General features: G+C 63.3%; 24 protein-coding genes. 7 read left to right on the top strand and 17 right to left on the bottom strand.

The features are described from left to right. Position 1: 1 nt before the first annotated feature. The 9 genes from metC to BB029_RS25665 are packed head-to-tail and all read right to left on the bottom strand — an operon-like array spanning position 2 to position 9,806. On the bottom strand, positions 2 to 2,704 hold the full coding sequence (gene metC, locus BB029_RS25705; RefSeq protein WP_065941316.1) for a cystathionine beta-lyase: 2,703 nt from the start codon (positions 2,702 to 2,704) through the stop codon (positions 2 to 4). A 39-nt stretch (positions 2,705 to 2,743) separates the two neighbouring features. After that, complete coding sequence (locus BB029_RS25700) at positions 2,744 to 3,340, bottom strand: cysteine dioxygenase (RefSeq protein ID WP_065941315.1); 597 nt, start codon at positions 3,338 to 3,340, stop codon at positions 2,744 to 2,746. 16 nt (positions 3,341 to 3,356) lie between these two features. Continuing rightward, the gene (locus tag BB029_RS25695) at positions 3,357 to 4,181 is read right to left on the bottom strand and encodes an amino acid ABC transporter ATP-binding protein (RefSeq protein WP_065941314.1); all 825 of its coding nucleotides are present in this window, start codon (positions 4,179 to 4,181) and stop codon (positions 3,357 to 3,359) included. Further along, positions 4,168 to 4,851 carry an amino acid ABC transporter permease gene (locus BB029_RS25690; RefSeq protein WP_065941313.1) on the bottom strand — a complete coding sequence of 228 codons (684 nt, stop codon included), beginning with the start codon at positions 4,849 to 4,851 and terminating at the stop codon, positions 4,168 to 4,170. The genes BB029_RS25695 and BB029_RS25690 overlap by 14 nt, the downstream gene beginning before the upstream one ends. After that, a complete protein-coding gene (locus BB029_RS25685) occupies positions 4,841 to 5,566 on the bottom strand; it encodes an amino acid ABC transporter permease (protein WP_065941312.1) in 726 nt (241 codons plus the stop codon). The genes BB029_RS25690 and BB029_RS25685 overlap by 11 nt, the downstream gene beginning before the upstream one ends. Next, a complete protein-coding gene (locus tag BB029_RS25680) occupies positions 5,563 to 6,765 on the bottom strand; it encodes an aminotransferase class I/II-fold pyridoxal phosphate-dependent enzyme (protein WP_065941311.1) in 1,203 nt (400 codons plus the stop codon). Before BB029_RS25680 ends, BB029_RS25685 begins: the two co-directional genes overlap by 4 nt. Beyond that, positions 6,762 to 8,183: an FAD-binding oxidoreductase gene (locus tag BB029_RS25675; RefSeq protein WP_065941310.1), complete on the bottom strand. Its 1,422-nt coding sequence runs from the start codon at positions 8,181 to 8,183 to the stop codon at positions 6,762 to 6,764. Before BB029_RS25675 ends, BB029_RS25680 begins: the two co-directional genes overlap by 4 nt. After that, a complete protein-coding gene (locus BB029_RS25670) occupies positions 8,176 to 8,982 on the bottom strand; it encodes a transporter substrate-binding domain-containing protein (protein WP_065941309.1) in 807 nt (268 codons plus the stop codon). The genes BB029_RS25675 and BB029_RS25670 overlap by 8 nt, the downstream gene beginning before the upstream one ends. 2 nt (positions 8,983 to 8,984) lie before the next feature. After that, positions 8,985 to 9,806 carry a transporter substrate-binding domain-containing protein gene (locus BB029_RS25665; RefSeq protein WP_065941308.1) on the bottom strand — a complete coding sequence of 274 codons (822 nt, stop codon included), beginning with the start codon at positions 9,804 to 9,806 and terminating at the stop codon, positions 8,985 to 8,987. Positions 9,807 to 10,049: 243 nt separating this feature from the next. Here BB029_RS25665 and BB029_RS25660 point away from each other — a divergent pair, with 243 nt between their 5' ends. Together BB029_RS25660 and BB029_RS25655 are read left to right on the top strand one after the other, a co-directional pair. After that, positions 10,050 to 10,901 carry a LysR substrate-binding domain-containing protein gene (locus tag BB029_RS25660; protein WP_370671275.1) on the top strand — a complete coding sequence of 284 codons (852 nt, stop codon included), beginning with the start codon at positions 10,050 to 10,052 and terminating at the stop codon, positions 10,899 to 10,901. A gap of 78 nt (positions 10,902 to 10,979) precedes the next feature. After that, the gene (locus tag BB029_RS25655; protein ID WP_065941307.1) at positions 10,980 to 12,125 is read left to right on the top strand and encodes a MalY/PatB family protein; all 1,146 of its coding nucleotides are present in this window, start codon (positions 10,980 to 10,982) and stop codon (positions 12,123 to 12,125) included. Positions 12,126 to 12,172: 47 nt separating this feature from the next. Here the strand turns inward: BB029_RS25655 and BB029_RS25650 are convergent, their stop codons facing one another. Beyond that, positions 12,173 to 12,388 (bottom strand): molybdopterin-binding protein, encoded by a 216-nt coding sequence (locus BB029_RS25650; RefSeq protein ID WP_003173733.1) that lies wholly within the window; start codon positions 12,386 to 12,388, stop codon positions 12,173 to 12,175. 340 nt (positions 12,389 to 12,728) lie between these two features. On the opposite strand from BB029_RS25650, the gene BB029_RS25645 reads away from it, so the two are divergent. The 3 genes from BB029_RS25645 to BB029_RS25635 are packed head-to-tail and all read left to right on the top strand — an operon-like array spanning position 12,729 to position 15,251. Then, on the top strand, positions 12,729 to 13,700 hold the full coding sequence (locus tag BB029_RS25645; RefSeq protein ID WP_065941306.1) for an aliphatic sulfonate ABC transporter substrate-binding protein: 972 nt from the start codon (positions 12,729 to 12,731) through the stop codon (positions 13,698 to 13,700). A 10-nt stretch (positions 13,701 to 13,710) separates the two neighbouring features. Next, positions 13,711 to 14,538: an ABC transporter permease gene (locus tag BB029_RS25640; RefSeq protein WP_065941305.1), complete on the top strand. Its 828-nt coding sequence runs from the start codon at positions 13,711 to 13,713 to the stop codon at positions 14,536 to 14,538. Then, on the top strand, positions 14,535 to 15,251 hold the full coding sequence (locus BB029_RS25635) for an ABC transporter ATP-binding protein (RefSeq protein ID WP_065941304.1): 717 nt from the start codon (positions 14,535 to 14,537) through the stop codon (positions 15,249 to 15,251). Before BB029_RS25640 ends, BB029_RS25635 begins: the two co-directional genes overlap by 4 nt. Positions 15,252 to 15,854: 603 nt before the next feature. Here the strand turns inward: BB029_RS25635 and BB029_RS25630 are convergent. The 4 genes from BB029_RS25630 to BB029_RS25615 form a co-directional block, all read right to left on the bottom strand. After that, positions 15,855 to 16,772, bottom strand: coding sequence for a DUF4880 domain-containing protein (locus BB029_RS25630; RefSeq protein ID WP_065941303.1), 918 nt, complete (start codon positions 16,770 to 16,772; stop codon positions 15,855 to 15,857). Then, entirely contained in the window at positions 16,769 to 17,287 is a 519-nt protein-coding gene (locus BB029_RS25625) for a sigma-70 family RNA polymerase sigma factor (RefSeq protein WP_065941302.1), read from the bottom strand. The genes BB029_RS25630 and BB029_RS25625 overlap by 4 nt, the downstream gene beginning before the upstream one ends. 91 nt (positions 17,288 to 17,378) lie before the next feature. After that, positions 17,379 to 17,996, bottom strand: coding sequence for an LpxA family transferase (locus BB029_RS25620; protein ID WP_065941301.1), 618 nt, complete (start codon positions 17,994 to 17,996; stop codon positions 17,379 to 17,381). 91 nt (positions 17,997 to 18,087) lie between these two features. Next, entirely contained in the window at positions 18,088 to 19,533 is a 1,446-nt protein-coding gene (locus BB029_RS25615; protein ID WP_065941300.1) for a mechanosensitive ion channel family protein, read from the bottom strand. Positions 19,534 to 19,700: 167 nt separating this feature from the next. Between BB029_RS25615 and BB029_RS25610 the strand changes: the two genes are divergently transcribed. Next, the gene (locus tag BB029_RS25610; RefSeq protein ID WP_065941299.1) at positions 19,701 to 20,480 is read left to right on the top strand and encodes a TSUP family transporter; all 780 of its coding nucleotides are present in this window, start codon (positions 19,701 to 19,703) and stop codon (positions 20,478 to 20,480) included. Here BB029_RS25610 and nudC read toward each other — a convergent pair. After that, on the bottom strand, positions 20,448 to 21,281 hold the full coding sequence (gene nudC / locus BB029_RS25605) for an NAD(+) diphosphatase (RefSeq protein ID WP_065941298.1): 834 nt from the start codon (positions 21,279 to 21,281) through the stop codon (positions 20,448 to 20,450). The two genes, BB029_RS25610 and nudC, sit on opposite strands and share 33 nt — an antisense overlap. Before the next feature lie 5 nt (positions 21,282 to 21,286). Next, positions 21,287 to 22,099 carry a crotonase/enoyl-CoA hydratase family protein gene (locus tag BB029_RS25600; RefSeq protein ID WP_065941297.1) on the bottom strand — a complete coding sequence of 271 codons (813 nt, stop codon included), beginning with the start codon at positions 22,097 to 22,099 and terminating at the stop codon, positions 21,287 to 21,289. A 185-nt stretch (positions 22,100 to 22,284) separates the two neighbouring features. Here BB029_RS25600 and BB029_RS25595 point away from each other — a divergent pair, with 185 nt between their 5' ends. Further along, entirely contained in the window at positions 22,285 to 22,839 is a 555-nt protein-coding gene (locus BB029_RS25595; protein ID WP_065941296.1) for a UPF0149 family protein, read from the top strand. A 7-nt stretch (positions 22,840 to 22,846) separates the two neighbouring features. Here the strand turns inward: BB029_RS25595 and BB029_RS25590 are convergent, their stop codons facing one another. Further along, on the bottom strand, positions 22,847 to 23,476 hold the full coding sequence (locus BB029_RS25590) for a lytic polysaccharide monooxygenase auxiliary activity family 9 protein (protein ID WP_065941295.1): 630 nt from the start codon (positions 23,474 to 23,476) through the stop codon (positions 22,847 to 22,849). Between the last annotated feature and the right edge of the window lie 229 nt (positions 23,477 to 23,705).

Below are 23,705 nucleotides of genomic sequence, written 5' to 3'. Positions count from 1 at the left end.
GTCACAGAACGGCACGTGCAAAGCCGCGTTGCAGATCCTCGATCAGCGCGGCCACATCTTCCAGACCGATATGCAGGCGCACCACCGGGTTCAACCCCCGGTCGGCCGCACTGTCGCGGTCGCGGGTGTCGGCCACGATGACCAGGCTTTCATAGCCGCCCCACGAAGAGCCCAGGCCAAACAGCTGCAAGCCGTCGATAAACCGCTCGACGTAAGCGGCCTCGGCATTCACCAGTTCAAACGACACCAAGCCATTGCTGCCGGTGAAGTCCCGACGCCACAACCCATGCCCCGGATGCCCGGGCAAGGCCGGGTGGAACACGCGCTTAACCTGCGGTTGCGCCTGCAACCACAGGGCGATGTCCACGGCCTGGCGTTCGTGCACATCCAGGCGCGAGGCCAGGGTGCGGGCGCCGCGCAGGATCAGGTAGGCGTCGTCGGCACTCACCGCGTTGCCCAAGGTGTCGCTCATCCTGCCCAGCGTCGGCCAGGCCGCCTGCGTGGTGCACACACTGCCCATCATCACGTCGCTGTGACCGCCAAGGTACTTGGTCAGGGCCATGATCGAAATATCCGCGCCCAACGCCAGCGGTCGGTACAGGTAGCCCGAGCCCCAGGTGTTGTCGACGGCGAGCAGGATGTCGCGTGGCTTGCACAACGCGGCAATCGCCGGCAGATCGCACAGCTCATACAACAGTGAGCCCGGTACTTCGGCGTAGACCAGCCGGGTATTGGCTTGCAGTTGCGCTTCCAGCCCCTTGCCATCGGGCGCGAAGTAGCTGACCTCGATGCCGAACGGCTGGAGGAACTCCCGTGCCAGCTTGCGCACCGGGGAGTACACCGCGTCGGTGATCAACACATGATCGCCGGGGCGCAGGTAGGCCAGGAACACCTGGGCCGCTGCCGCCAGGCCCGTGCCGTAGAGCCGCGTGCGAAAGCCACCCTCCAGCTCGGTGACCAGGTCTTCCAGCGCATGGGAGGTCGGGTTGCCACGCGCGCCGTAGGTCAGCACCCGCTCGCCGTCGCGGCGGGCACGGGCGTCGCGCATCTGCGCCAGGTTGTCGAACAGCACGGTGCTCAAGCGCGTGACGGGTACGTTGACGGCGCGGCCGCCATGACCTTTTTCGGTACGCGCGGCATGGATCAAGCGCGTGCGCACCCGCGACACAGGTACCAGCGGCTTGAGGCTGGCGATTTCCGCTTCGCTCATTTGTGCGAGCAGGCCGATTTCCCAGGCCAGGTACTGGCGCGCGGCGTCCTTGTTGCCGCTGTGACGGTCGTGGGTGAAAAACAGGAAGTCGATACACTCGGCGTCGGGCGGTGTCTGCGGGTCTTGGTTGACCGGCAGGCCGGCCGAGACCCAGGCGGCGAAGCCACCGTCGAGCAACCGGGCCGACAGGCCTTCGGCAGCAAAGGCCGCCAATGCCGGGTCATCCGCCACCAGCACCAAGGGACGATGGTCGGTCTTGAGCCGCGCACGAATCGACCAGCGGGAACCGGCAATATGGCCCTTGCGGTAGGCCATGCTCGGGCGCAGGTCGATCAGGTTCACATCGCTCAATTCCAGCGCCAGGGCCTGGGCGCTGATCAGCGGCAACGGCTGATACGCCACTGGAGGCAACACCGGCAATACCAGGCCGCTGTCGATACCGCCGCTCAGCACATAGGCTTGGTGCCCGAGTTGACGCAGCCAACTGGCGACAATCGGCGCACGCACGCCATCGCTGTCCACCAGCACGATGCGCGCCTGGCGCACGCCGATATACAGGTCGGTGGCCTGGATCAACTGCCCGCCCGGTGTATGTTGCGCGCCTGGCAACGAACCAAGGGCAAACTCTTCAGCGGTGCGCACATCACACAGGAACAGGCTGCGTTGCGCGTCATCCGCCCATTGTCGAACCTGATCCGCCGATACCGTCACCACCCCTGCCCGCTCGGCCAATTGCCGCGCAGCCAGGCGCTGCCGAGCCAGGTCAGTGCTGACCTGATCGGCATAGCGCCGCGTACTGCCATGTTCCAGCTGGAAATCCTCCAGGTACCAGCCCTGGGTACCGTTTTCCAGAGCATAGATGGGGTTTTTCAAGCCCAGGTTGATCAGGGTCTGGGCGCCGATAATGCTGCGGGTGCGTCCGGCGCAATTGACCACGATGGGCGTGCTGTCATCCGGCACCAGATCATGCACGCGATAGCCCAACTCACCGTTGGGGCAGCAGATGGAACCGGGGATGGTCATCTTGCGGTATTCATCGAACGGTCGCCCGTCCAGCACCACCAGCGGCTCGCCGCGCACCTGCCAATCCGCCAGCTGGCGCGCAGTGACATGGGGCGTATGACTGGCCTCCTCCACTAACTCACCAAAGGCCTTGGACGGCACATGCACACCGGCAAACAGCTGCAACCCCGCCGCCTGCCAACCCTCGGCACCGCCCTCCAGCACATGCACGCGGCGGTAGCCCAGCGCCTGCAAACGCGCGGCAACCAGCGCCGCCACCTCGCCGCCATCCTGGTCATAGATCACCAGCCGCACCTGCGGGTTGGGCGCCAGGCGGCGTGCCTCCAGCTCCAGGCGGCTATAGGGCAGGTTCACCCCATGGAACAGGTGGGCTTCGCCGTATTGCCCGTGTTCGCGCACGTCGAACACGGCGATTTCCTGCCCGTCGAACAGCCATTGCTGCAGTTGACGTGGGGTGATGGTCTGGCTCATGGAAGTCCCAACAATTAAGAGAAAAGTGGCTGCAACGCTTCAGGCATAAGCCTTGATCGACGGCGCCATCTGCGAGGCGTTGTAGTTGAGGATACGGCCGTCCGCGTCCACGCCGTAGCGGCCATTGAGGGATTCCAGCGGCAAGCCATACAGGTGGAAATGCAACGTTGCCTGCTCACCTTCAACCTTGATGCCATGCAGGTCTTCACCGAGGAACGAGATCGACGTGCCCGGCTGCACGATCACTTCCTTCTCAAGGCTCAGGGTGGTGAAGCCCGGCTCGCGACCTTCGTCATTGCGTGCATAGACGTAGTTGATCTCCTGGCCTTCCACCGCGCTGATGATCGCCCAGGTCTCATGGTTGTGCGGGAGCGTGCTTTTGCCCGGCAACAGCGAGTTGAGGTACAGGGTCGGCGTATCGCCGTCGTCGTTCAGGCGATAGCGGAATGCGGTGCTGCCCTGCCCTGGCACAGGTGCGGGGAATGCCTCGAAGTTGAACAGGTCGCGGCGCTCGGCCAATTGTTCCAGCAGGCCGACGATGTCCACCAGGGCCGCACGGTCTACGCCGCGCTGGTTGATAACGCGGATCTGCTGCAAAAACGCCTCGATCACGGCGGCACGGTTTGCGTTGCTCATCACGGTTTTCCTCTTATCAGACTGACAGGCTGTAACGGCTCAAATGGGTCAACAGGTACGGGTCATGGTGGATGGGGCCACGGCGCCCCGAATCGCCCAAGGCATGGCGCAGAAACGTCTGGGTGCGTTCGTTGCCCGGGTTCTGGAAGATCTGCGTGGCGCTGCCATGCTCGACAATCACGCCGTTTTCGGTGAAGTACACGACGTCGCTGATCTCTTCGGCGAAGCGCATTTCATGGGTGACCAGCACGCAGGTCATGCCCTCTTCGGTCAACTCGCGGATCACCGTCAGCACTTCGCCGACGGTTTCCGGGTCGAGCGCCGAGGTCACTTCGTCAAACAGGATCAGCTCCGGGCGCATCGCCAGGGCGCGAGCAATCGCCACGCGCTGCTGCTGGCCGCCGGATAACTGGCCGGGGTACGCATCGGCCTTGTGCTCCATGCGCACCTTGGCCAGCAGCGCCCGCGCGTCTTTTTCCGCATCAGCACGGCTGCGACCGAGCACCTTGCGCGGGGCGATCACCAGGTTTTCCAGCACCGACAAGTGCGGGAACAGGTTGTATTGCTGGAACACAAAGCCGACGCGCTTGCGCAGCTCGATGCGCTGGGCTTCCTGGACCAGGCTGTCGACCTGGGTCTGGTCCACGCGAATGCTGCCGCGCTGGGGCTGCAACAGCCCGGTGATGCAGCGCAGGATCGTCGACTTGCCCGAGCCCGACGGGCCGATGATCGACACGGCCTGGCCGCGCAGCACGTCGAGGTCGATGCCCTTGAGCACCGGGTTGGGGCCGAACGACAGGTGCACATCCCGCAGGCTCACCAAGGGTTCAGTAGAAGGCATAACGGCGCTCCAGGTGTTGGGTCAGGCGGGAAATCGGGTAGCAGTAGGCAAAGAACAGCACCAGCAGGCTCAGGTAGATCACCACGGTAAAGCCGGTCATGTTCACGGTGTTGCTGGCGATCTGCGCGGTGTCGATCACATCATGCACACCCACCAGCGAGGCCAGCGCGGTGCCCATGGTGACCACCGCGTAGAGGTTCATCCACGGCGGCAACATGCGCTTGAAGCACTGCGGCAGGATGATCGAGCGAAACAGCTGGCCACGGGTGAATGCCAGGGACCGCGCGGCCTCCCATTGGGTGCTGGGGATCGAGCCGATGGCGCCCCGGAAGATTTCCGCGACATTGGCGCTGGCCGGCAAGGCCAGGCCGAGGGTGACCTTGATCCAATCGGGGAACGACACGTAGCTGCTGCCGATCCGGATCTCGAACGGGAACACATAGGTGGTGAAATAGATCAGCACCAGCCACGGCGCATTACGAAACACCTGCACCCACAGCCGCGCCACAAAGCTCAGGGGCGACAATGCCAATGCACCGATCAACAGGCCCAGCACCGAACCCATGCCGATCGCCAGCAGGCTGATCAGAATGTTCTGGCCAAAACCGGCCACCAGCGCCGGCGACCACTGCCACAACGCCGACAGCACGGGAAATGAATCAATGGCCATAGCCGGGCATCCTCAGGCGCGCTTCAAGCCAGCGCCCCACACAATTGACGATAAAACTCAGCAGGCCGAAAAAACCCAGGATCAGGAGCATCAGCTCCAGCACGTTGTCACTCTGGGTCCAGATCATGATCGCCGCGTAGGTGATGTCGCCCACCGCAATCGCGGACGCCACGGCGGTCATCTTCACCAGGTCGATCAAGTTATTGATCAGCGACGGCAAGGCGAAGCGCAGCGCCAGGGGCAACTGCACATTCCACAGCAACTGGCGGCGACTGAAGGCCAGGGAGCTGGCGGCCTCCAGCGTGACGGCGGGCACCGCTTCGATGCCGGCGCGCAAGGCCTCGGCATGGAACGCGCCCTTGTGCAGGGAAATCACGATCACCACCCAGGCGAACGGCGTCAGCGGGTTGGCCGCGCCGACCGCCTGGGTCAGCAGCATGTTCAACACCAGGAACGCGCAGTACAGCTGCACCAGCGTCGGCGTGTTGCGCGTGACCTCCACAAACACCCGCGCCGGCTTGGCCAGCCACGGGTTGCCTGAAGTCAGCATCGCCGCCAGTGTGATCCCCGCCAGCAGGCTGCCGAGGATGGTGAACAGGCACAGCAGCCCGGTGGTCAGCGCGCCCTGGACCAGGCTGCCGCGCTGATAGGCGTCGAGCAGGAAGGTGTAGTTCAGGCCGATACGCGCGGTCCAATCGACGAAAAGCTCCATCATTGCAATTTTCCGCAGGCTGTCGCGATACGCCGCCCGGCTTCGGCAACGCTGTCGGTCGCGGTGGCGATGGACAGGCGGAACCACGGCGACAGGCCATAGGCACTGCCCGCCACGCCGGCCACGCCTTCCCCCAGCAGCCAGGCCACCACATCGGCATCGTTGTCGATGCGCTGGCCGTCCGGACGAGAACGCCCCACCAGCCCGGCGCAACGCACGAAGACGAAGAAGCCGCCTTGGGGCTCGAGTACGTCCAGTCCATCGATGTTTTTCAGCGCCTCGACCAGCATGTCGCGGCGCAATTGATAGGCTGCGACCTGCTCCGCGAGGAAGTCCAACCCGCCGGTATACGCCGCCAACGCTGCGGCCTGCCCCACCGATGAGGCGCCGGAAGTGGATTGGGATTGCACCACCGCCATGGCGTCGGTGAGGGTTTTCGGCCCCGCCCCAAAGCCGATGCGCCAGCCGGTCATGGCATAGGTCTTGGACACGCCGCCCACCAGCAGGCAGCGCGCCTGCAAATCCGGCGCGACATTCAACAGGCTCTGCGCCGGGCGACCATCGAAGCGGATGTGTTCATACAGCTCGTCCAGCAGGATCAATACGTGGGAATGACGCCGCAGCACCTCGGCCAGCGCCTGCAGCTCGGCTTCGCTGTACACCGCGCCACTGGGGTTGCCGGGGCCATTGAGGATCAGCCAGCGTGTGCGTGCGCCGATGTGCTGCTCCAATTGCGCGGGCAGCAGCTTGCAGCCCTGCTCCAGGCCGCATTCGATAAACACCGGTTCGCCGCCATTGAAACGCACGCTGTCCGGGAAAGACGGCCAGTACGGCGTCGGCACCAGCACTTCATCACCGTCATCCAGGGTAGCGGCGAAGGCATTGAAGATAATCTGCTTGGCGCCATTGGCGATCACGATGGACGCCAGCGGGTAGTCGAGTTGGTTTTCTTCGGCCAGCTTGCGCTGCACCGCGACGCGCAAGGCCTTAACGCCCGGCGTCGGTGTGTATTTGGTCGCGCCGGCAGCGATGGCTGCGCAGGCGGCCTGCTTGATGTGCTCGGGCGTGTCGAAATCCGGCTCGCCGGTGGTGAGGTCAAGGATGTCGCGACCGGCATCGCGCAATTCAGTCGCGCGGGATTTGGCCGCGGCGTTGGCGGACAGCGACACTCGCTGCACACGCCGGGACAGGCGTACGGTCATGGCTGAACCTCAAGGACTTTGCCGGGGTTGAGCAGGTTGTGCGGATCCAGCGCCTGCTTGATGCGGCGCATCAGGTCCAGCTCCACCGGGCTTTTATAGCGGCCGAGCAGGCCAACCTTGCGCTGGCCGATGCCATGCTCGGCGCTGATCGAACCGCCGTGGGCGTGGGCGCTGTCATGCACCAGCGCGCTCAATTGCGCGTAATGGGCCATATGCGCTTCCACCGTCGAATCCAGCGGATGGGCCACGTTATAATGCAGGTTGCCGTCGCCCAGATGGCCGAAGGTGAAGTTGCGCACGCCGGGGAAATGTTCCTGGAGCACTGCATCGGTGTGGGCAACGAAGGCCACCACCTGAGAAATCGGCACCGAGATGTCGTGCTTCATGTTGCCCCCGGCACGCTTCTGCGCCTCGCTCATGTTCTCGCGCAGCAGCCACAAGGCGTCGCTTTGCGCCAGGCTCTCGGCGATCAGGGCGTCGGCGATCAATGCGTGTTCGAAGGCTTCTCCGAGCACGCGCTCAAAGGCCTCGCGGGCATGGCCTTCGCCATGGTTATCCGAGAGTTCGATCAAGGCAAACCAGGGTTGGCGCGCGCTGCTGAACGGCTGGGGACCGTCAGGGAACTGGTCGCGCAGCAAGGCCAGGCAATCGGCGCTGAGCAATTCGAAAGCGGTGAGATTGGCGCCAAAACCGGCACGGGCGTGGGACAGGAACGCCACCGCCTGGGCCAGCTCATCAAAGGCCAACAATGCGGTGGCCTGGGCCTTGGGCAGCGGGAACAGCTTCAAGGTGGCGGCAGTAATAATGCCCAGGGTGCCTTCGCTGCCGATGTACAGGTCGCGCAGGTCGTAGCCGGTATTGTCCTTGCGCAAACCGCGCAGGCCATCCCATATCTCGCCTTCGGCGGTGACGACCTCCAGGCCCAGGGTCAGCTCACGGGTGTTGCCATAGCGCAGCACGGCGGTACCGCCGGCATTGGTACCGAGGTTGCCGCCGAGGGTGCAACTGCCTTCGGCGCCCAGGCTCAACGGAAACAGACGACCGGCCTCGCGGGCCAGGTCCTGGATGTTTTGCAGGATGCAGCCGGCTTCTACCGTGAGGGTGTCATTGTCGGTATCGACATTGCGCACACGGTTCATGCGGTCGAGCAACAGCAACACCGAGCGCCCGCTGGCATCCGGCGTCGCGCCGGCCATCAGGCCGGTGTTGCCGCCCTGCACCACGATGGGCGCTTTCAACGCCACACAGGCACGCACCACCGCGGCAACTTCTTCGGTATTCCCTGGGTGCACCGCCGCTACCACCCGCCCGCTATAACGGCCCTGTTTATCGGTGAGGCGGTGCGCCGCCTCATCACTGGTTTGTACATGGGCCGCGCCGAGCAGTTGTTGCAAGGTGGCGAACAGCGCATCACTCATGGCTGAACTGCTCATGCAGGTCGCGCAAGGCCTGGGACGGGGCCATGCCGGTGCGCTCGCCGAGGGCGATCAGGAAGCCGCTTTTATGCCAGCCCTTCACGATGGCATCGAGTCTGGCCTGGGTGTCGTGCTCGCCCTTGCGAATCCAGATCACCGATTTCGACGGGATCAAATCGCCAGGCAACGGGATTTCATAACCGGCCCACTCGGCATCGCTGAGCAGCGCATGCATGGTCGGGCTGACATGTACGGCGGCCACGCAACCATTGCCACGCAGCGAGAGCAGCGATTCGGATTGGCTGCGGAACGCCTTGATCTGCGCGCCGTAGGTCTCCTGCAAAGGCTTGATGAAGTTGCTGCCCTGGGACACGCACACCGGCTTGCCCTTGAGGTCGGCCCACTGCTGGATGCCGGCGCCTTTGCGAATCAACGCAGCGCCGCCGACTTCTTCATAGGGCGTGGGCACGTAGTCGAGGATTTCGGCGCGCTCTTCGGTGAACTGCATATTGGCGATCAGGATGTCGACCTTGCCCTGTTGCAGGAACTGCACGCGGTTGGGCGCCAGCACCGAGACAGTCTGGGTCTCGACACCCAGCGCCTGGCCGATGCCTTTGGCCAGCTCGACGTTGTAGCCCAGGTGTTCGCCGGTCTTGGGATCAATGGTGCCGAACGGCGGGCCGCTGAGGATCACGCCGACGCTGATGACGTGGCGTTGCTGGACCTTGTCGAGGGTGGCGTCGGCGTGGGCGAAGCCCGCGCACAGGGCCAGGCCGAGTGCGGTGAAGGTTTTCAGGTTCATGCTCAGGCGCCCTTGAACTGTTTCTGCAACTCCACCAGGGCCGGCGATGCCGGGCTGATGCGGTTGCGGGTCTGGGCCTCGATCAGCCAGCCGCTGCGGTGCAGTTCCTTGACGATCGGATCGAGCCTGGCCTGGGTGTCATTCTCGCCGCGACGGGTCCAGATCACCGACGGTGCCGGGTTGAGCTCCGGACCAAGGACGCGGTAGTCCTTCCATTCGGCACTGTCGTTGATCAATGGGTTGATCAGGGTAGAGTCGTGCACCGCCGCGACGCAGTTGTTGCCCCGCAGGGCCAGCAGCGATTCGGACGAACTCTTGAACGCCTTGAGCTGCGCGCCGAACTCGGTCAGCGGCTTGACGTAGCTGCTGCCCTGGGAGGTGCACACGGGCTGGTCCTTGAGGTCTTCCCAGCGGGTGAGCTTGCTGTCTTTGAGCACCGCAGCCGCACCGCCGACGCGGTAGAACGGCGTCGGCACGAAGCCAAGGATTTCACCGCGTTCGGCGGTCCATTCCATATTGGCGATGAGCAGGTCGACCTTGCCCTGTTGCAGGAACTGCACGCGATTGGCCGGCAATACCGGCACCAGCTGCACCTCGGCCTTGAGTTGACGGCCCAGCTCATTGGCCAGGTCGACGTTCAAGCCCTTGGGCTGTTGCGTCGCCGGATCGATGCTGCCAAACGGCCCGCCGGACAACAACACGCCCACCACCAGCACATGGCGCTGCTCGATCTTGTCCAGGGTCGCATCGGCCTGCGCCGCCACACTGCCGCCCAGGGCGATCATCGACCCCAGGGCCACCGGCAACCATTTCTTCAACATCATTGGACTTCCCCCTGGCGAATGATCGGCGTACCCCGACCTGATGGAGGGGCATGCTAGGGAGAGTGCGCGGGCAACGGAAATGCAAATATCTCATATCGTTATAACTTGCCGTGTCTGCCCCGCCTTCGTTTTTGGCATAACCCTTTATTTATTGGATCACGCAAAAATATTCTTCAGAAAAGCATAAATATCTGTAATGTTTAACTTCACGTCCTTGATATAAAACCGCCCCTGGAAATGGCCATGTCGACCCTCGACCTTGAACTCCTGCGCACCTTTATCGCCGTGGTCGACCACCACAGTTTCGCCGAAGCCGGCACGCACCTGGCGCGCACCCAGTCGTCCGTGACCCAGCATATGCAGCGCCTGGAGCAGCAAGTGGGGGTCAGCCTGTTCGAGAAGCGCGGCCGGCAAAAACAACTGACCGAGCCCGGCCTGCAACTGCTGCGTCATGCGCGGCAGATGCTGGCGCTGAATGACGATGCATTGAATTCCCTGCGCGAGAGCAGCCTGAGCGGTGTGCTGCGCATCGGCTCGCCCCACGATATTGCCGACACCATCCTGCCGCCGATCCTCAGTCATATCGCCCGCTCGGCGCCGCGCCTGCGCCTGGAGATCGACGTGGGCCGCAGTCCGTTCCTGATGGACGACCTGCACCGGGGCAAGGTGGACATGGTGATCTCCACTCGCGCCGACCCGAACCTGGAAGGCTTTGCACTGCGTACGTCGCCAGTGTGGTGGATCTGTTCGGCGCAGTACATCCACCAGCCGAGCGAACCGCTGCCGCTGATCCTGGTGGATGAGCCGAGCATCTACCGGCGTTACGCACTGGAAGCACTGGAGCGGGCGAATATTCCCTGGCGCCAGGCGTACCTGGCGTCGAACCTGATCGGGATTAAAGCGGCCACTCGCGCGGGCCTGGGGGTGACGCCGCGCAGCATGGAAATGCTCGGCCCGGACATGCGCGTGCTGGGCGAAACGGATGGGTTGCCGAGGTTGCCGGAGGTCACGTATTACCTGTGGATTCGGCCGAATACGGCGAACCCCATTGCGCGCAAGGCGTATGACTTGATTCGGGGCAGCCAGGGCCTGTAAAGACGGGGCTGGCATCTGGATTTTATCCCGTTAGAATCATCGCCATTCCCGCCTGCCCTCCCTGACACGAGCCCCTTCATGAGCTTTGATTTCGATACGATCCACCCCCGCCTCGGCACCGGCAGCACCAAGTGGAACCGCTACCCGGCCGATGTGTTGCCGATGTGGATCGCCGACATGGACATCGCCGCGCCGCCCGCCGTGCTGCAGGCCCTGCACGCGCGCCTCGACCAGCAGATTCTCGGCTACAGCGTGGCCGGCCCGGATGTACGCGAGGCCATCGTGGCCGACCTGTGGGCCAAGTACGCCTGGCGCGTGCAGCCCGACGACCTGCTGTTCCTGCCCGGCGTTGAGCCTGGCTTCAATATGGCGCTGCACGCCTTCGTCCAACCGGGCCAGCCGGTGGTGCTGCAAACCCCCAACTACCGGCCGATTCGCCTGGCGCCCGGCCACTGGAACCTGCCGCGTATCGAAGTACCGTTCGAATTGAACAACGCTGAATACATCACGCCAATGCCCGCCCTGCGCGAGGCCCTGACCGGCGCCGGCGCACTGCTGCTGAGCAACCCGCACAACCCCATCGGCAAGGTCTTCCCCCGTGAAGAACTGCTGGCCCTGGCCACTGCCTGCCTGGAAAACGGCGCGCTGATCATCAGCGACGAAATCCACGCCGAACTGTGCTTCGACGGCCGCCGCCACATCCCCACCGCCAGCCTCAGCCCGGAGATTGCCCAGCGCACCATCACACTGATGTCGGCGAGCAAGGCCTACAACGTAGCCGGTTTGAAGACCTGCTTTGCGGTGATCCAGAACGCCGAGATCCGCGAGCGCTTCAACCAGGCCCGCTGCGGCATGGTCGACAGCGTCAGCCCCCTGGGCCTGGAAGCCACCCGCGCCGCCTACAGCCAGTGCGGTGAATGGCTCGACGCGCTGAAGCACTACCTGCAAGCCAACCGCGATTACCTGCTCGACGCCGTGCAAACCCGCTTGCCCGGCGTGGTGATGCATGCGCCGCAAGGCACCTTCCTCGCCTGGCTGGACTGCAGCGCCCTGGGCCTGGACGACCCACAGCAGTTCTTCCTGGAGCAGGCCAAGGTCGGGCTGAGTGCGGGGATCGAATTCGGTGACGACAGCCAACAGTTCGTACGCCTGAACTTCGGCTGCCCACGGGCTTTGCTGGAAGAGGGTCTGCAACGTATGGAGCGTGCGCTGCAGCAGCGCTGAGGCAGGCTTTATGGATGGGGGAGCGGCGCTCCCACATCCGGTGGGCTTCACAGCTTGGCGATGGACACTTCGGTGGACTTCACGAAGGCAATCACTTCGCTGCCCACCTTCAATTCCAGGTCACGCACCGAGCGGGTGGTGATCACCGAGGTGACGATGCCGGACGCGGTTTGCACGTCAATTTCGGACACCACCTCCCCCAGCAGGATTTCCTTGATCACGCCCTTGAACTGGTTGCGCACGTTGATCGCTTTAATGGTCATGTCGGCTTTCCTTTTGGCTGTTGGGTCAATCCGCACGAATGCGCAGGCCTTCAAAGTGCGCTATCGCGTAGAACATTAAAAGGAATATATAACTCTTTATTTATTCCATAAAAACATATGCGCACTGTTGCCTCACCAACAGCCGATCAACAATTTGCTCCCCCCGTAGCAGCTGCGGATTTGGATAAGGCGATATTTACGGTTAAGACGATATCTACGCGGGGTAGCGGTGACCTTGGCATAGAGACTGCATATTCCTTTAAAGCATGATGAGACATTAAAAATCATCCTTCTGAATATAAGAAAAGCCTTCTCTCAACGCCTTGTCCGGAGCTGTTCCATGAACCCCTTCACCCAGCGTCTACTCGGCACCTGCGCCCTCATCCTGAGCCTGCAGGCGCATGCCTATGCCGCCGAAACCGATCCCGCCGAAGTCAACCTCGACTACGCCTACTACTCGCCGGTCAGCCTGGTGCTCAAGCACTTCGGCTGGCTGGAACAGGCCCTGCCCCACAGCAAGGTCGGCTGGGTACTCAGCCAGGGCAGCAACCGTTCCCTGGAATACCTCAACAGCGGCGGCGTGGATTTCGCTTCGTCCGCCAGCTTGTCCGCCGTGTTGAGCCGCGCCAATGGCAGCCCGATCAAATCGGTGTACGTCTACAGCCGCGCCGAGTGGACCGCCCTGGTGGTGCGCAAGGACTCGCCGCTCAACAGCGTCAGCGACCTGAAGGGCAAGAAAATCGCCGCGACCAAAGGCACCGACCCGTACCTGTTCACCCTGCGCAGCCTGCAACAGGCCGGGCTGAAAAAAGACGACGTGGAACTGGTGCACCTGCAACACCCGGACGGCCGCACCGCCCTGGAAAAAGGTGACGTGGATGCCTGGGCCGGCCTCGACCCGCACATGGCCGCGAGCGAAATCCAGGCCGGTTCGCGGCTGTTGTACCGCAACAAGGATTTCAACAGCTACGGCGTGGTGAGCGTCACCGAGCAGTTCGCCAAGGCGCACCCACAGACCATCACCAAGGTGCTCGGGGCGTATGAAAAAGCCCGGGATTGGGCGGTGAAGCACCCCGATGAATTCGCCAGGTTGCTGGCGGATGAATCCGGCCTGCCGCTGGAAGTAGCCAAGCTGCAGTTGTCGCGCACCGATCTGAGCGCGCCGTTGTTGAGCGCCAAGGATGTGCAGTCGTCGAAGGCGGCGGCGCCGATCCTGGTGTCCGAGGAATTGGTGCGTCGTGGGGTGAATGTGGACCAAGTGATCGATCAACTGATCGACCCTTCGTTCGGCCAAACCCTGTCGAAGCAATAAGGGGCGCGTGATGACCAGCAAAAGCCAGGCATTGCCCCTTCCGGTCCCCGCGGTCAGCCAGCGCAGCGCCTGGCCACGACGGTTCAAAGGCTTGGCCTTGCCGGTGCTGATCCTGGTGATCCTGGAAGGGGTCGTGCGGGTGGGCTGGCTGCCGTCCTACCAGATGCCGGCGCCCAGCGAGATCGCCGTGACCCTCACCGACCTGGCCGAGGGCGCCTTGTGGAAGCACATCAGCGCCAGCCTCGCACGGGTGCTGCTGGGCTTCGCCATCGGCGCCGGCCTGGCCCTGGTGTTCGCCGCCTGGGTCGGTTTGAGCCGTGAAGCCGAAGCCTATCTGGAGCCGACCTTCGCCGGCCTGCGTTCGATCCCGAGCCTGGCCTGGGTGCCCTTGCTGCTGCTTTGGCTGGGCATCGATGAAACCTCGAAGATTGTGCTGATCGCCATTGGCGCGTTTTTCCCGGTGTACCTCAATGGCGTCGCGGCGATTCGCGATATTGATCGCAAGCTGGTGGAAGTCGGGCAAATGTACGGTTTCAGTCGCCGCCGCCTGGTGCGCCGGATTCTGCTGCCCGCGGCCCTGCCCGGCCTGTTTACCGGGTTGCGCAGTGGCTTGAGCCTGGCGTGGATGTTCCTCGTGGCGGCCGAACTGATCGCGGCGACCAAAGGTTTGGGTTACCTGCTCAGCGATGGGCGGGAAACTTCACGGCCCGACATTGTGCTGGCGGCCATTATCGTATTGGCGCTACTGGGCAAGGTCAGCGACGGCCTGCTCGCGGCGTTGGAGAAACGCTGCCTGGCCTGGCGCGACACCTTCACCGGCCAAGGAGCGGAACAATGAGTACGCAGCCGTTATTGGACATTCGGGTGGAGCGTAAAAGCTTTGCCAGCACCACCGTGTTGAAAGACGTGCGCCTGGCCTTGCAGCCGTGCGAAGCGGTCAGCCTGCTGGGCCCCAGTGGCTGTGGCAAAAGTACCCTGCTGCGGATCGTCGCCGGGTTGGAAAAGGACTTCCAGGGCGAACTGCGCAGCCCCGACGGCGACGTGGCGTTCGTGTTCCAGGAGCCGCGCCTGATGCCCTGGCTCACGGTGGAGCAGAACATTGGTTTCAGCGATGACAACCGCTACGACAGGGCCTGGGTCACGCAATTGATCGAGGAAGTCGGCCTCAAGGGCTTCGCCCAGGCGCTGCCCAAGGCGTTGTCCGGCGGCATGGCACAGCGGGTGGCGATCGCACGCGGCCTGTATTCACGTCCGCAGGTGCTGTTGCTGGATGAACCGTTCAGTGCGGTGGATGCCTTCACCCGCATGAAGCTCCAGGACTTGCTGCTGCAACTGGCTACGCACCACGCCATCGCCCTGTTGCTGGTGACCCATGATGTGGACGAAGCGCTGTACCTGAGTGACCGGGTACTGGTGATGGACAACCGGCCCAGCAGCATTCGCCAGGAGCTGACGGTCGACCTGCCGCATCCGAGGGATCGGCGTGACCCGCTGCTGGCCCGGCTCAAGGCGCTGGCCTTGACCGAGTTGCAGCGTGCCCACGTGATCTGAGGACTACTCGTAACCTGTGGCGAGCCCAGCGCGGGGCAAGCCCGCTCACCACAGCAAGCCCGCTCACCACAATAAGCTTGCGCAGGCTCACCCAATAACCCATTCGAGAGTGCACCTCCACGCGCCCACGTGATCTGAGGACTACTCGTAACCTGTGGCGAGCGGGCTTGCCCCGCGCTGGGCTGCGCAGCAGACCCAAAACCAGGCGCTGCGGTTTACCTGACAGAACACAGGGAGCCTGATTGGGGCTGCTGCGTAGCCCAGCGCGGGGCAAGCCGGCTCACCACAGCAAGCCCGCTCACCACAATAAACTTGCGCAGGCTCACCCGATAACCCATTCGAGAGTGCACCTCCACGTGCCCACGTGATCTGAGGACTACTCGTAACCTGTGGTGAGCGGGCTTGCCCCGCGCTGGGCTGCGCAGCAGACCCAAAACCAGGCGCTGCGGTTTACCTGACAGAACACAGGGAGCCTGATTGGGGCTGCTGCGTAGCCCAGCGCGGGGCAAGCCCGCTCACCACAGCAAGCTCGCTCACCACAGCAAGCCCACTCACCACAATAAGCCTGTTCACCACAACAAGCAGGCTGGCCACAAAACCGCATCACGCCGCCTTGCGCAGGCTCACCCAGAAACGGGTTCGAGATTGCACCTCCAACCCCAGGGTCGAGGCCAGCAGGTTGAGGATGCGGTCGGTGTCATCCAGGCGAAAACTGCCGGTCACCCGCAGCGTTTCCAGGCTGGGATCCCAGCGCAATACGCCGGGGCGATAGCGTTCCAGCTCGCGCAGAAAATCCCCCAGCAACTGGTTCTGTGCGGTCAACACGCCGTCGCGCCAGCCTAATTGCAGCACATCGAAGGGCACCGAGGTGCCAAGCCCGGCGGCTTTCAACGGCGCTTGCTGGCCCCCCTGCAATGTCGCCAGGTTTGCGCGCAAATCACGCACCTGCACCGTGCCCTTGAGCACCGACACCAGGCAGCCGGAAGGCAGTTGCCGCACGCACACCTCGGCCTGGCTGACGAGCAATTGGCCGTAGCGGGTTCGCACCGTCATCGCCGCCGTGCCCGGAACGTTCAGCGCCAGCTCACCGTCGACCAGGGTGATGCGCCGTTGTGCCAGGTCCACGTCTACGGCTGTGGCGGTATTGAGTTGCAGGCTGCCACCCTCGGCCAACGGCATTCGTTTGCGCTCGCCAGTGGCAGTGTGCAAGTCGGCACGCCAGGCTTCGATGGGCAACTGGCGGCTGATCAGCCAGGCCGCCGGCACCAGCGCCGCCACCCCCAGGGCGCGCTTGAGCACGGCACGTCGCCCCGGTTGCGGGCGGTCGAGGCTGGCCATTGCGAGCGCCTGGGGCAAATCGCTGAAACGCTGGCGCAGGGTTTGGGCTCTTTGCCAGGTTTGTTCATGCTGGGGATGGCTGTCGCGCCAGTGCTGCAAGGCGGCGTGATCGCGCTCGGTGGCCGCGCCGGATTCGAGCAGCGCCAGCCACTGGGCGGCGGCACGCGCGACGTCGCGGCTCACAGCTCCACCAGCAAACAATGCTCGTAGGCCTGGGCCATGTAACGCTTCACCGTACGTTCGGACACGTCAAGACGCTCGGCAATCTCGCGGTAACCCAGGCCTTCCAACTGGCTCCATAGAAACGCACGGCGCACCAGCACGGGCAAGCCGTCGAGCAATTCATCCAGGGCTTGCAGGGTTTCCAGCACCAGCCAGCGCTGCTCGGGCGACGGCACACAGGCGTCGGGCAAGGTGGCCAGGGCATTCAGATACGCCTGTTCGAGGCTGCGGCGCTGATGAAAATTCACCAGCAGGCGCTTGCCCACCGTCACCAGGTACGCCCGGGGTTCCTGCATCTGCGCAATCGGCTGCGCACTGGCAAGCACCCGCAAGAACGTATCCTGGCTCAGGTCGGCCGCATCCCAGGCATTGCCCAGGCGCCGCCGCAGCCAGCTTTCCAGCCAACTGCGATGGTCACGGTACAAGCTCGATAGCGTCAGTTCAGGAGCGTGCGTGGGGACAACAGCATCATTCATGGCAACAACCTGCACGGCGCGATTGAGTCTCAAATGAGATTCATTCTATTTAATATCGTGCCGGGACACCATGATCTTTTCAACTTCGCGTTTATACGGACGCCTCGGCATCAAACACCCGCCCACGCCCCACGACACTGCCTGGCACCAACAGCGCCCCAGGCGCCAGCACCGCGTTAGCGCCGATCCGGCATTGATCCCCCAGCAACGCGCCAAACTTGTCGCAGCCGCTGCGCTGCAATACCCCGTCAACCCGTACCAGCACTTCCTTGTCGTCCCGCTCGTTGCGGTAGTTGGCGACGATACTTCCCGCCTCGAGGTTGACCCCATGGCCCAGCACTGAATCACCGACAAAGTTGAAGTGAGCCAGTTTGCTGCCGCTGAACATGAAGGTGGTTTTCAGTTCGGCGCCGGGGCCGATGATGCAGTGCTCATCCACCCAGCAACCACCGCGCAGCAGCGAGCCGCTGGCGATAAAGCAATGGGCGCCGATGATCAGGGGCGGCTTGAGCAAGGCACCGGGTTCGACGATGGCGGTACGGTGGATGGCGACTTCGTCCTTCACGCTGTACTCGTCGGCCGGCAGTTCGGCGAGCATCTGGCGAACAACGGCCGGCGCCTGGGCGACCAGGGCCCAGGGCGCGAAGCCGGCCCACGGAGCCAGGGGAGATTGAGCAAGGTTGGCGATGTAGTCGGTGAGTCGAATCAAGGTCGAGCCCTCACGTGGTCAGAGACAGTCAAGAACCCCCACATTGGCGATCATTCGACATCGAGTACAGCACTTCCAGTGCCCTCGCCTCTCACAGGCCGCGCTTGCGCAACCACTGCAAAAAGCCCTTTTTCACCGGCACCACCGGCGCTTCCTGGGTCAGGACCTGAGCGGCGTGCAGGCGGAAATCCAGCAGCGCCTTCATCGCCTCGCCGATGTCGTGGCGCGCGTCCAGGCACGGTTTCAAGTATTCATTCTCGATGCGGTACAGCGTGCAGAAGGTCTTGGCGGAAAAGTCCGCCAGCGCAGCCTGGTCGGACAGGATCCCGGCCTCGCCAATCACTTCTCCCGGCCCCATGCGCCCGGCTTCGAATACATGGCCGCCCTTGGTCAACATCACCGAAACCACGCCGGACTCGACAATAAACAAATGATCGCTGACCTCCCCCGCCGGCAGGATCATCTCGCCAGCGCGGTAGGTGTGCAGGGTCATGTTCTGGCTGAAGGTGTCTTTCTCTTCCTGGCGCAGGGTGGAGAAAATCGATGAACGCTCCAGCAACGCCCGCGCGGCGGACATGGCCGGTGGCGCGCTGCTCTCGGTGGCGGACAGCACGCCCACGCCCGCCGCTTGCAGGTGCCGGAACGCCAGGTCATAGAGTTGGTTGCGCACCTCGCGCTTGAGGGCCATGGCCGGCACGAAGCCGCTGATTTCATACTCCACACCGCCACTGGCGGAGGTCTTGAATGCCACGCTCGGCGCCGGCGTGGCCAACAGGGGCCGGCACCCCTGCATCGCACGCTCCAGCGCCTCGATCACGGTTTGCGGACGTGCATGGGGGCTGACCTGCAGGCTGACCGCCAGGCCGAACATATCCGCCGGGCGCGAAAAGTTGATGATCTTGGCCTTGGCCGCCAGGGAGTTGGGAATCACCGCCAGGCTGCCCTGGGAGGTTTGCAGGCGCGTGGCGCGCCAGTCGATGTCGGTGACCCGCCCTTCGGTACCGTCGATGGAGATCCAGTCATCGATCTGATACGGCTTGGTGGTGTTGAGCACGATCCCGGAAAACACATCGCTGAGGGTACTTTGCAACGCCAGGCCGACGATGATCGCCACCGCGCCTGAGGTGGCCAGCACGCCCTTGACCGGCAGGTCGAGCACGTAGGCCATGGCGGCGATGATCGCGATGAGGAAAATCACCGCGCCCATCAAGTCCTGCAACAACCGCCCGGTGTGGCCCACCCGCTGCATCATCACCGCGCCCAGCAACACCGTCAGCGTGCGCGCCGCAAACAGCCACCAGCCGATCTGCAGGGCCGTGGCGGCCAGGTGCAAGGCGGTACTGTCGGCATAGGGCGCAAGTTGCATGGGGTTCATGCCGTCGTTGAACAGCACGGCACTGAACACGGCAAAAATCGCCAGTCGCGCAGCCAGCTTCCAATTGGCCAGGTCGGCAGAGATCAGGCGCCACACGGCGATGTCGATAAAGATCAGCGCCACGGCGCACAGCATCGGGTGATCAGCGATAAATGAGGGCATCCAGGCGACTCCAGGGCGAATGACGGGAAGATCGCATGAAATGCCGTTCCGGGGTATAGCGAAAACAAATGTGGGAGAAGGCATGCCCCCCACATTTGGTCCTGGGTACATTCGGCAGGTAAGATGGCGCCCCTTCGCACAGCGCCCTGCCAACCATAAGCCCTCCCATGCCTTTCGAACTCAGCGTAGACCTCACCACCCTCGCCATTCTCGCCGTCGTGGCCTTTATCGCCGGTTTTATCGACGCCATCGCCGGTGGCGGCGGCCTGCTTACCACCCCGGCGCTGCTCACCGCCGGGATGCCGCCCCACCTGGTACTGGGCACCAACAAGCTCAGCTCCACCTTCGGTTCGGCCACGGCCAGTTTCACCTTCTACCGTCGCAAGCTGTTCCACCCGCGCCAGTGGGTGCATGCCATCGTCGGCACGTTGATCGGTGCGCTGGCCGGTGCGGTGGTTGCCCACTACCTGCCCGCCGAAACCCTGAACAAGATGCTGCCGGTGATCGTATTCGCTTGCGGCGTGTATTTGCTGTTCGGTGGCACGCCCAAGGCACCGCTGGACGCCGACGCGCCGATCAAGAAGAAATGGCAAGGTACCCAGGGTTTCGGCCTGGGCTTCTACGACGGCGTGGCGGGCCCCGGTACCGGGGCGTTCTGGACCGTGAGCACCCTGCTGTTGCACCCCATCGACCTGGTGAAGGCCAGCGGCGTGGCGCGCAGCATGAACTTCGTCAGCAACGCGGCGGCGCTGTCGGTGTTTATCTTCAACGGCTCGGTGGATTGGATTGTCGGCCTGGCGATGGGGATTTCGGTGATGGGTGGCGCATTCTTTGGCGCCCGCAGCGCGATCAGCGGCGGCGCCAAATTCATTCGCCCGGTGTTTATCACCGTGGTTCTTGGCCTGACCGTGCGCCTAGCCTGGCAGCACTGGTTCAGCGTGGCCTAGGCGACGGGCCAGGTAGAGGTCGATCAGGTAGCGCGCAATCGAGCGTGAAGCCGGCAGCGGCGGCAGGTCGTGGATGCTGAACCACTGCGCGTCCTCGATCTCGTCGGCCTGAGGCACGATGTCGCCACCGGCGTACTCGGCATGGAAGCCCAGCATCATCGAATGGGGGAACGGCCAGCACTGGCTGCCCATGTACTGGATGTTCCTGACCTCCACCTGCACTTCTTCGCGCACCTCGCGGATCAGGCAGTCCTCGGCCGACTCGCCCGGCTCGGCAAAGCCGGCCAAGGTGCTGTAGACCCCGGTGACAAACCGCGGCGAGCGCGCCAGCAGGATCTCGTCGCCACGGGTCACCAGCACGATCATGCTCGGCGAAATCCGTGGGTAGCTGCGCAGGTCGCAGGCCTGGCAATACATCGCCCGCTCCCGTGGCACCTGGACCATGGCCTGGCCGCAACTGCCGCAGAATCGATGCTCCCGCGCCCAGGTGCCGATCTGCGCGGCGTAGCCCAGCACTTTGTAGAGGGTGTGATCACCTTGCAGCATGAAGCCGCGCAGGCCCTGCCAGCTGCAACCCGGCACTTCGCCCGCCGAGTCGAGTTCCAGCAGGTACACAGGCTCACCGTCGAGGTGGCCGATGCCGTGTTCGGCAAACACCGATAGGTCCTGGCGCTTGAGCCATTCCCGAGGGAACAGCGGGCCGTTGGCATCATGCAAAAAGCCGTCGCGGCTGCGGGCGACGGCCCAGCCGCCGGGGGCGTCGTTGTCCAGCAGCGTTGTGGTAGTCCAGCCTGGGGTCATGTCAGTCAATCCACGAATTCGGGTTTCTGCTTGCTCATATGGGCCGCGATGGCCACGCGCAGGTCGTTGGATTGCAACATAGCCGAGTTCCAGGTGGCAACGTATTCCAGACCGTCATTGACCGTATGGTCACGCATGTAGCTGATCATGGCCTTGGTGCCGGTGACTGCAATCGGCGACTTGGCCGCGATAGCATGGGCGATCTCGAACACCCCGACCAGCAGGCTGTCCCGGTCGGCATACACGCGATTGACCAGGCCGATGCTGCGCGCTTCCTCGGCGCCGAACGTGCGACCGGTGTAGGCCAGCTCACGCAGCATGCCGTCGCCGATGATGCGTGGCAGGCGCTGCAGGGTGCCGACATCGGCGGCCATGCCGATGTCGATTTCCTTGATCGAGAATTGCGCGTCCTCGGCGGCATAGCGCATGTCGCAGGCGCTGATCAGGTCGATGGCGCCACCGATGCAGTAACCCTGGATCGCCGCCAGTACCGGCTTGCGGCAGTTGTCGACGGCGCTGAACGAGGCTTGCAGTTCGAGGATCTTGCGCCGCAGCAGGCGTGCATTGCGGCCCACATCCTTGCCGAAGTCATTGGCCACCGACGCCAGCATCATCAGGTCGATGCCGGAGGAAAAATGCTTGCCCGCACCGCTGAGCACCACGGCGCGTACGGCATCGGTGTCTTCGATCCATTGGAAAATGTCGATGATCTCGGTCCAGAACGCGGCGTTCATCGCGTTGATCTTTTCCGGGCGGTTGATCTGCACATGGGCAACGTTGTCGGTGAGTTCGACGACGAAAGCTTGGTATTCGGACATGGCAGTGATCCCTGGCTGGCGAGTGATAAGGCCCGAACTATAACAAGGGTACGTGACGGCGCATCGGCCAAAAGCAGGACTGGCAACGGCGATGGAAAAGACGCTGGATAAAAGCCCCGGCACACGCCATCCTTCGCGCTTTGAGCCGCCCCATCAGCGGCGTTCGACGTTTAAAGGATATGCCCATGCACGCCCAACCCCTCGCCCCCGCCGATTTCGAATTCATCGAAGAAACCCTGTTGAAATACGGCGACGACCATTCGGTGCTGAACCTGGCCGAACTCGACGGCTACTTCACCGCGCTGGTGTCCAGCCCGGCACAGGTGGACATCGCCGAGTGGTTCCCGGCGATCTGGGGCGGGCAGAACCCGGAGTGGGAAAGCGCCGAAGAGGCCCGGCAGTTCCTCGACCTGTGCGTGCGTCATATCAACCTGCTGGCCGGTCAACTGGCGACTGACGCCCAGGGTTTCAAGGCACGCTTCGATGCAACCGAACACCAGGGCCAGAACGTGATCCTCGCCGAGGAATGGTGCTTTGGTTATATCCGTGGTGCGGCGATCGGCAACTGGCCGCAACTGCCCGCAGAACAGGCCGCACAGCTGGAGAAAATCTCCTGGTGTGCCGAGCAGGACAACTTCGAGTTGCCGGCCGACCTGGATGTAGACGCCCATCAGCAGCGAGCCCGAGAAATCGAACCCGCTGCACGGGCGCTACATGATTACTGGCTGAGCCGGCGTTGATCCGGGATTATTTGAAGTCCAGGTCAAACGCCTGATAGAACGCGTTACCGGTGTTGGCGACGATCCACAGCAACACCACCACATGCCGCCCCTTCTTGCCCTTGGGCAGTGTTACTTGATGCTCGACCTTGGCCTTCAATTCGTCGGCATGCTGGTAGTACGGCACCTGGGGGTAGAAGTCCTCGTGGAACGGCGAGGCTTCGAGTTGGGCACGGCTGATGCGCTGTCTGGCGTCCCAGCCGTCCTTGGTGATGAACCAGCGATAACCACGGGTGACGTGGGCGGCGGTGTATTCCCATTGCACCTTGAACACTTGGCCGGCCTCTACATTCAGGAGTGGCCAGGTGAACGGTGTGTTGAGCTTCTTGCTCATTTCCTCGTCGGTGAAGTTGATGCAGTCGCGCTCGTCGGTCTTGCCGCCACTGAGAATATGCCCATCGGCAGGTGGCGTGACGCTTTGATCGTCGGTTTCATACGGCGCAGGAAACGGCCCGGCCGCGAGCGCGGGGAAGTTCTTGCCACCTTCCATTTCATTGACCTGCCAATTGCCCAGCAACCCGCGCTCTACCGCAACCGAGCCTCGGCTGGCGGGGGTGACGACACGTCCGTGCCGAAGTTGTGTCTGAGGTTTGTTCATTTCATTCACTCCATGATTGAAAACGCCCCGGGTGGGGAACGTTCTGAACTTACCCCATCACCCAGGCTTGTCCAGCAGGCGGCTATGCGGGCAACGCTGCACGCCTCCTGCAATTCATTAAGGGGACGCAGTTGTCCTGCGCCTGGTTCGGGCGTACGCCTACCTAGGCAAGGGCCATCTGCCTACAGGCCTTGTCCTGTAACAACCCACGGTGGTTGATTCCCCGCTC

It is taken from the genome of Pseudomonas sp. S3E12 (assembly GCF_001702295.1).
Taxonomy (GTDB): Bacteria; Pseudomonadota; Gammaproteobacteria; order Pseudomonadales; family Pseudomonadaceae; genus Aquipseudomonas; species Aquipseudomonas marginalis.
Note: the sequence above shows the minus strand (reverse complement) of the source record. Positions and strands in the feature narration are given on the sequence as shown.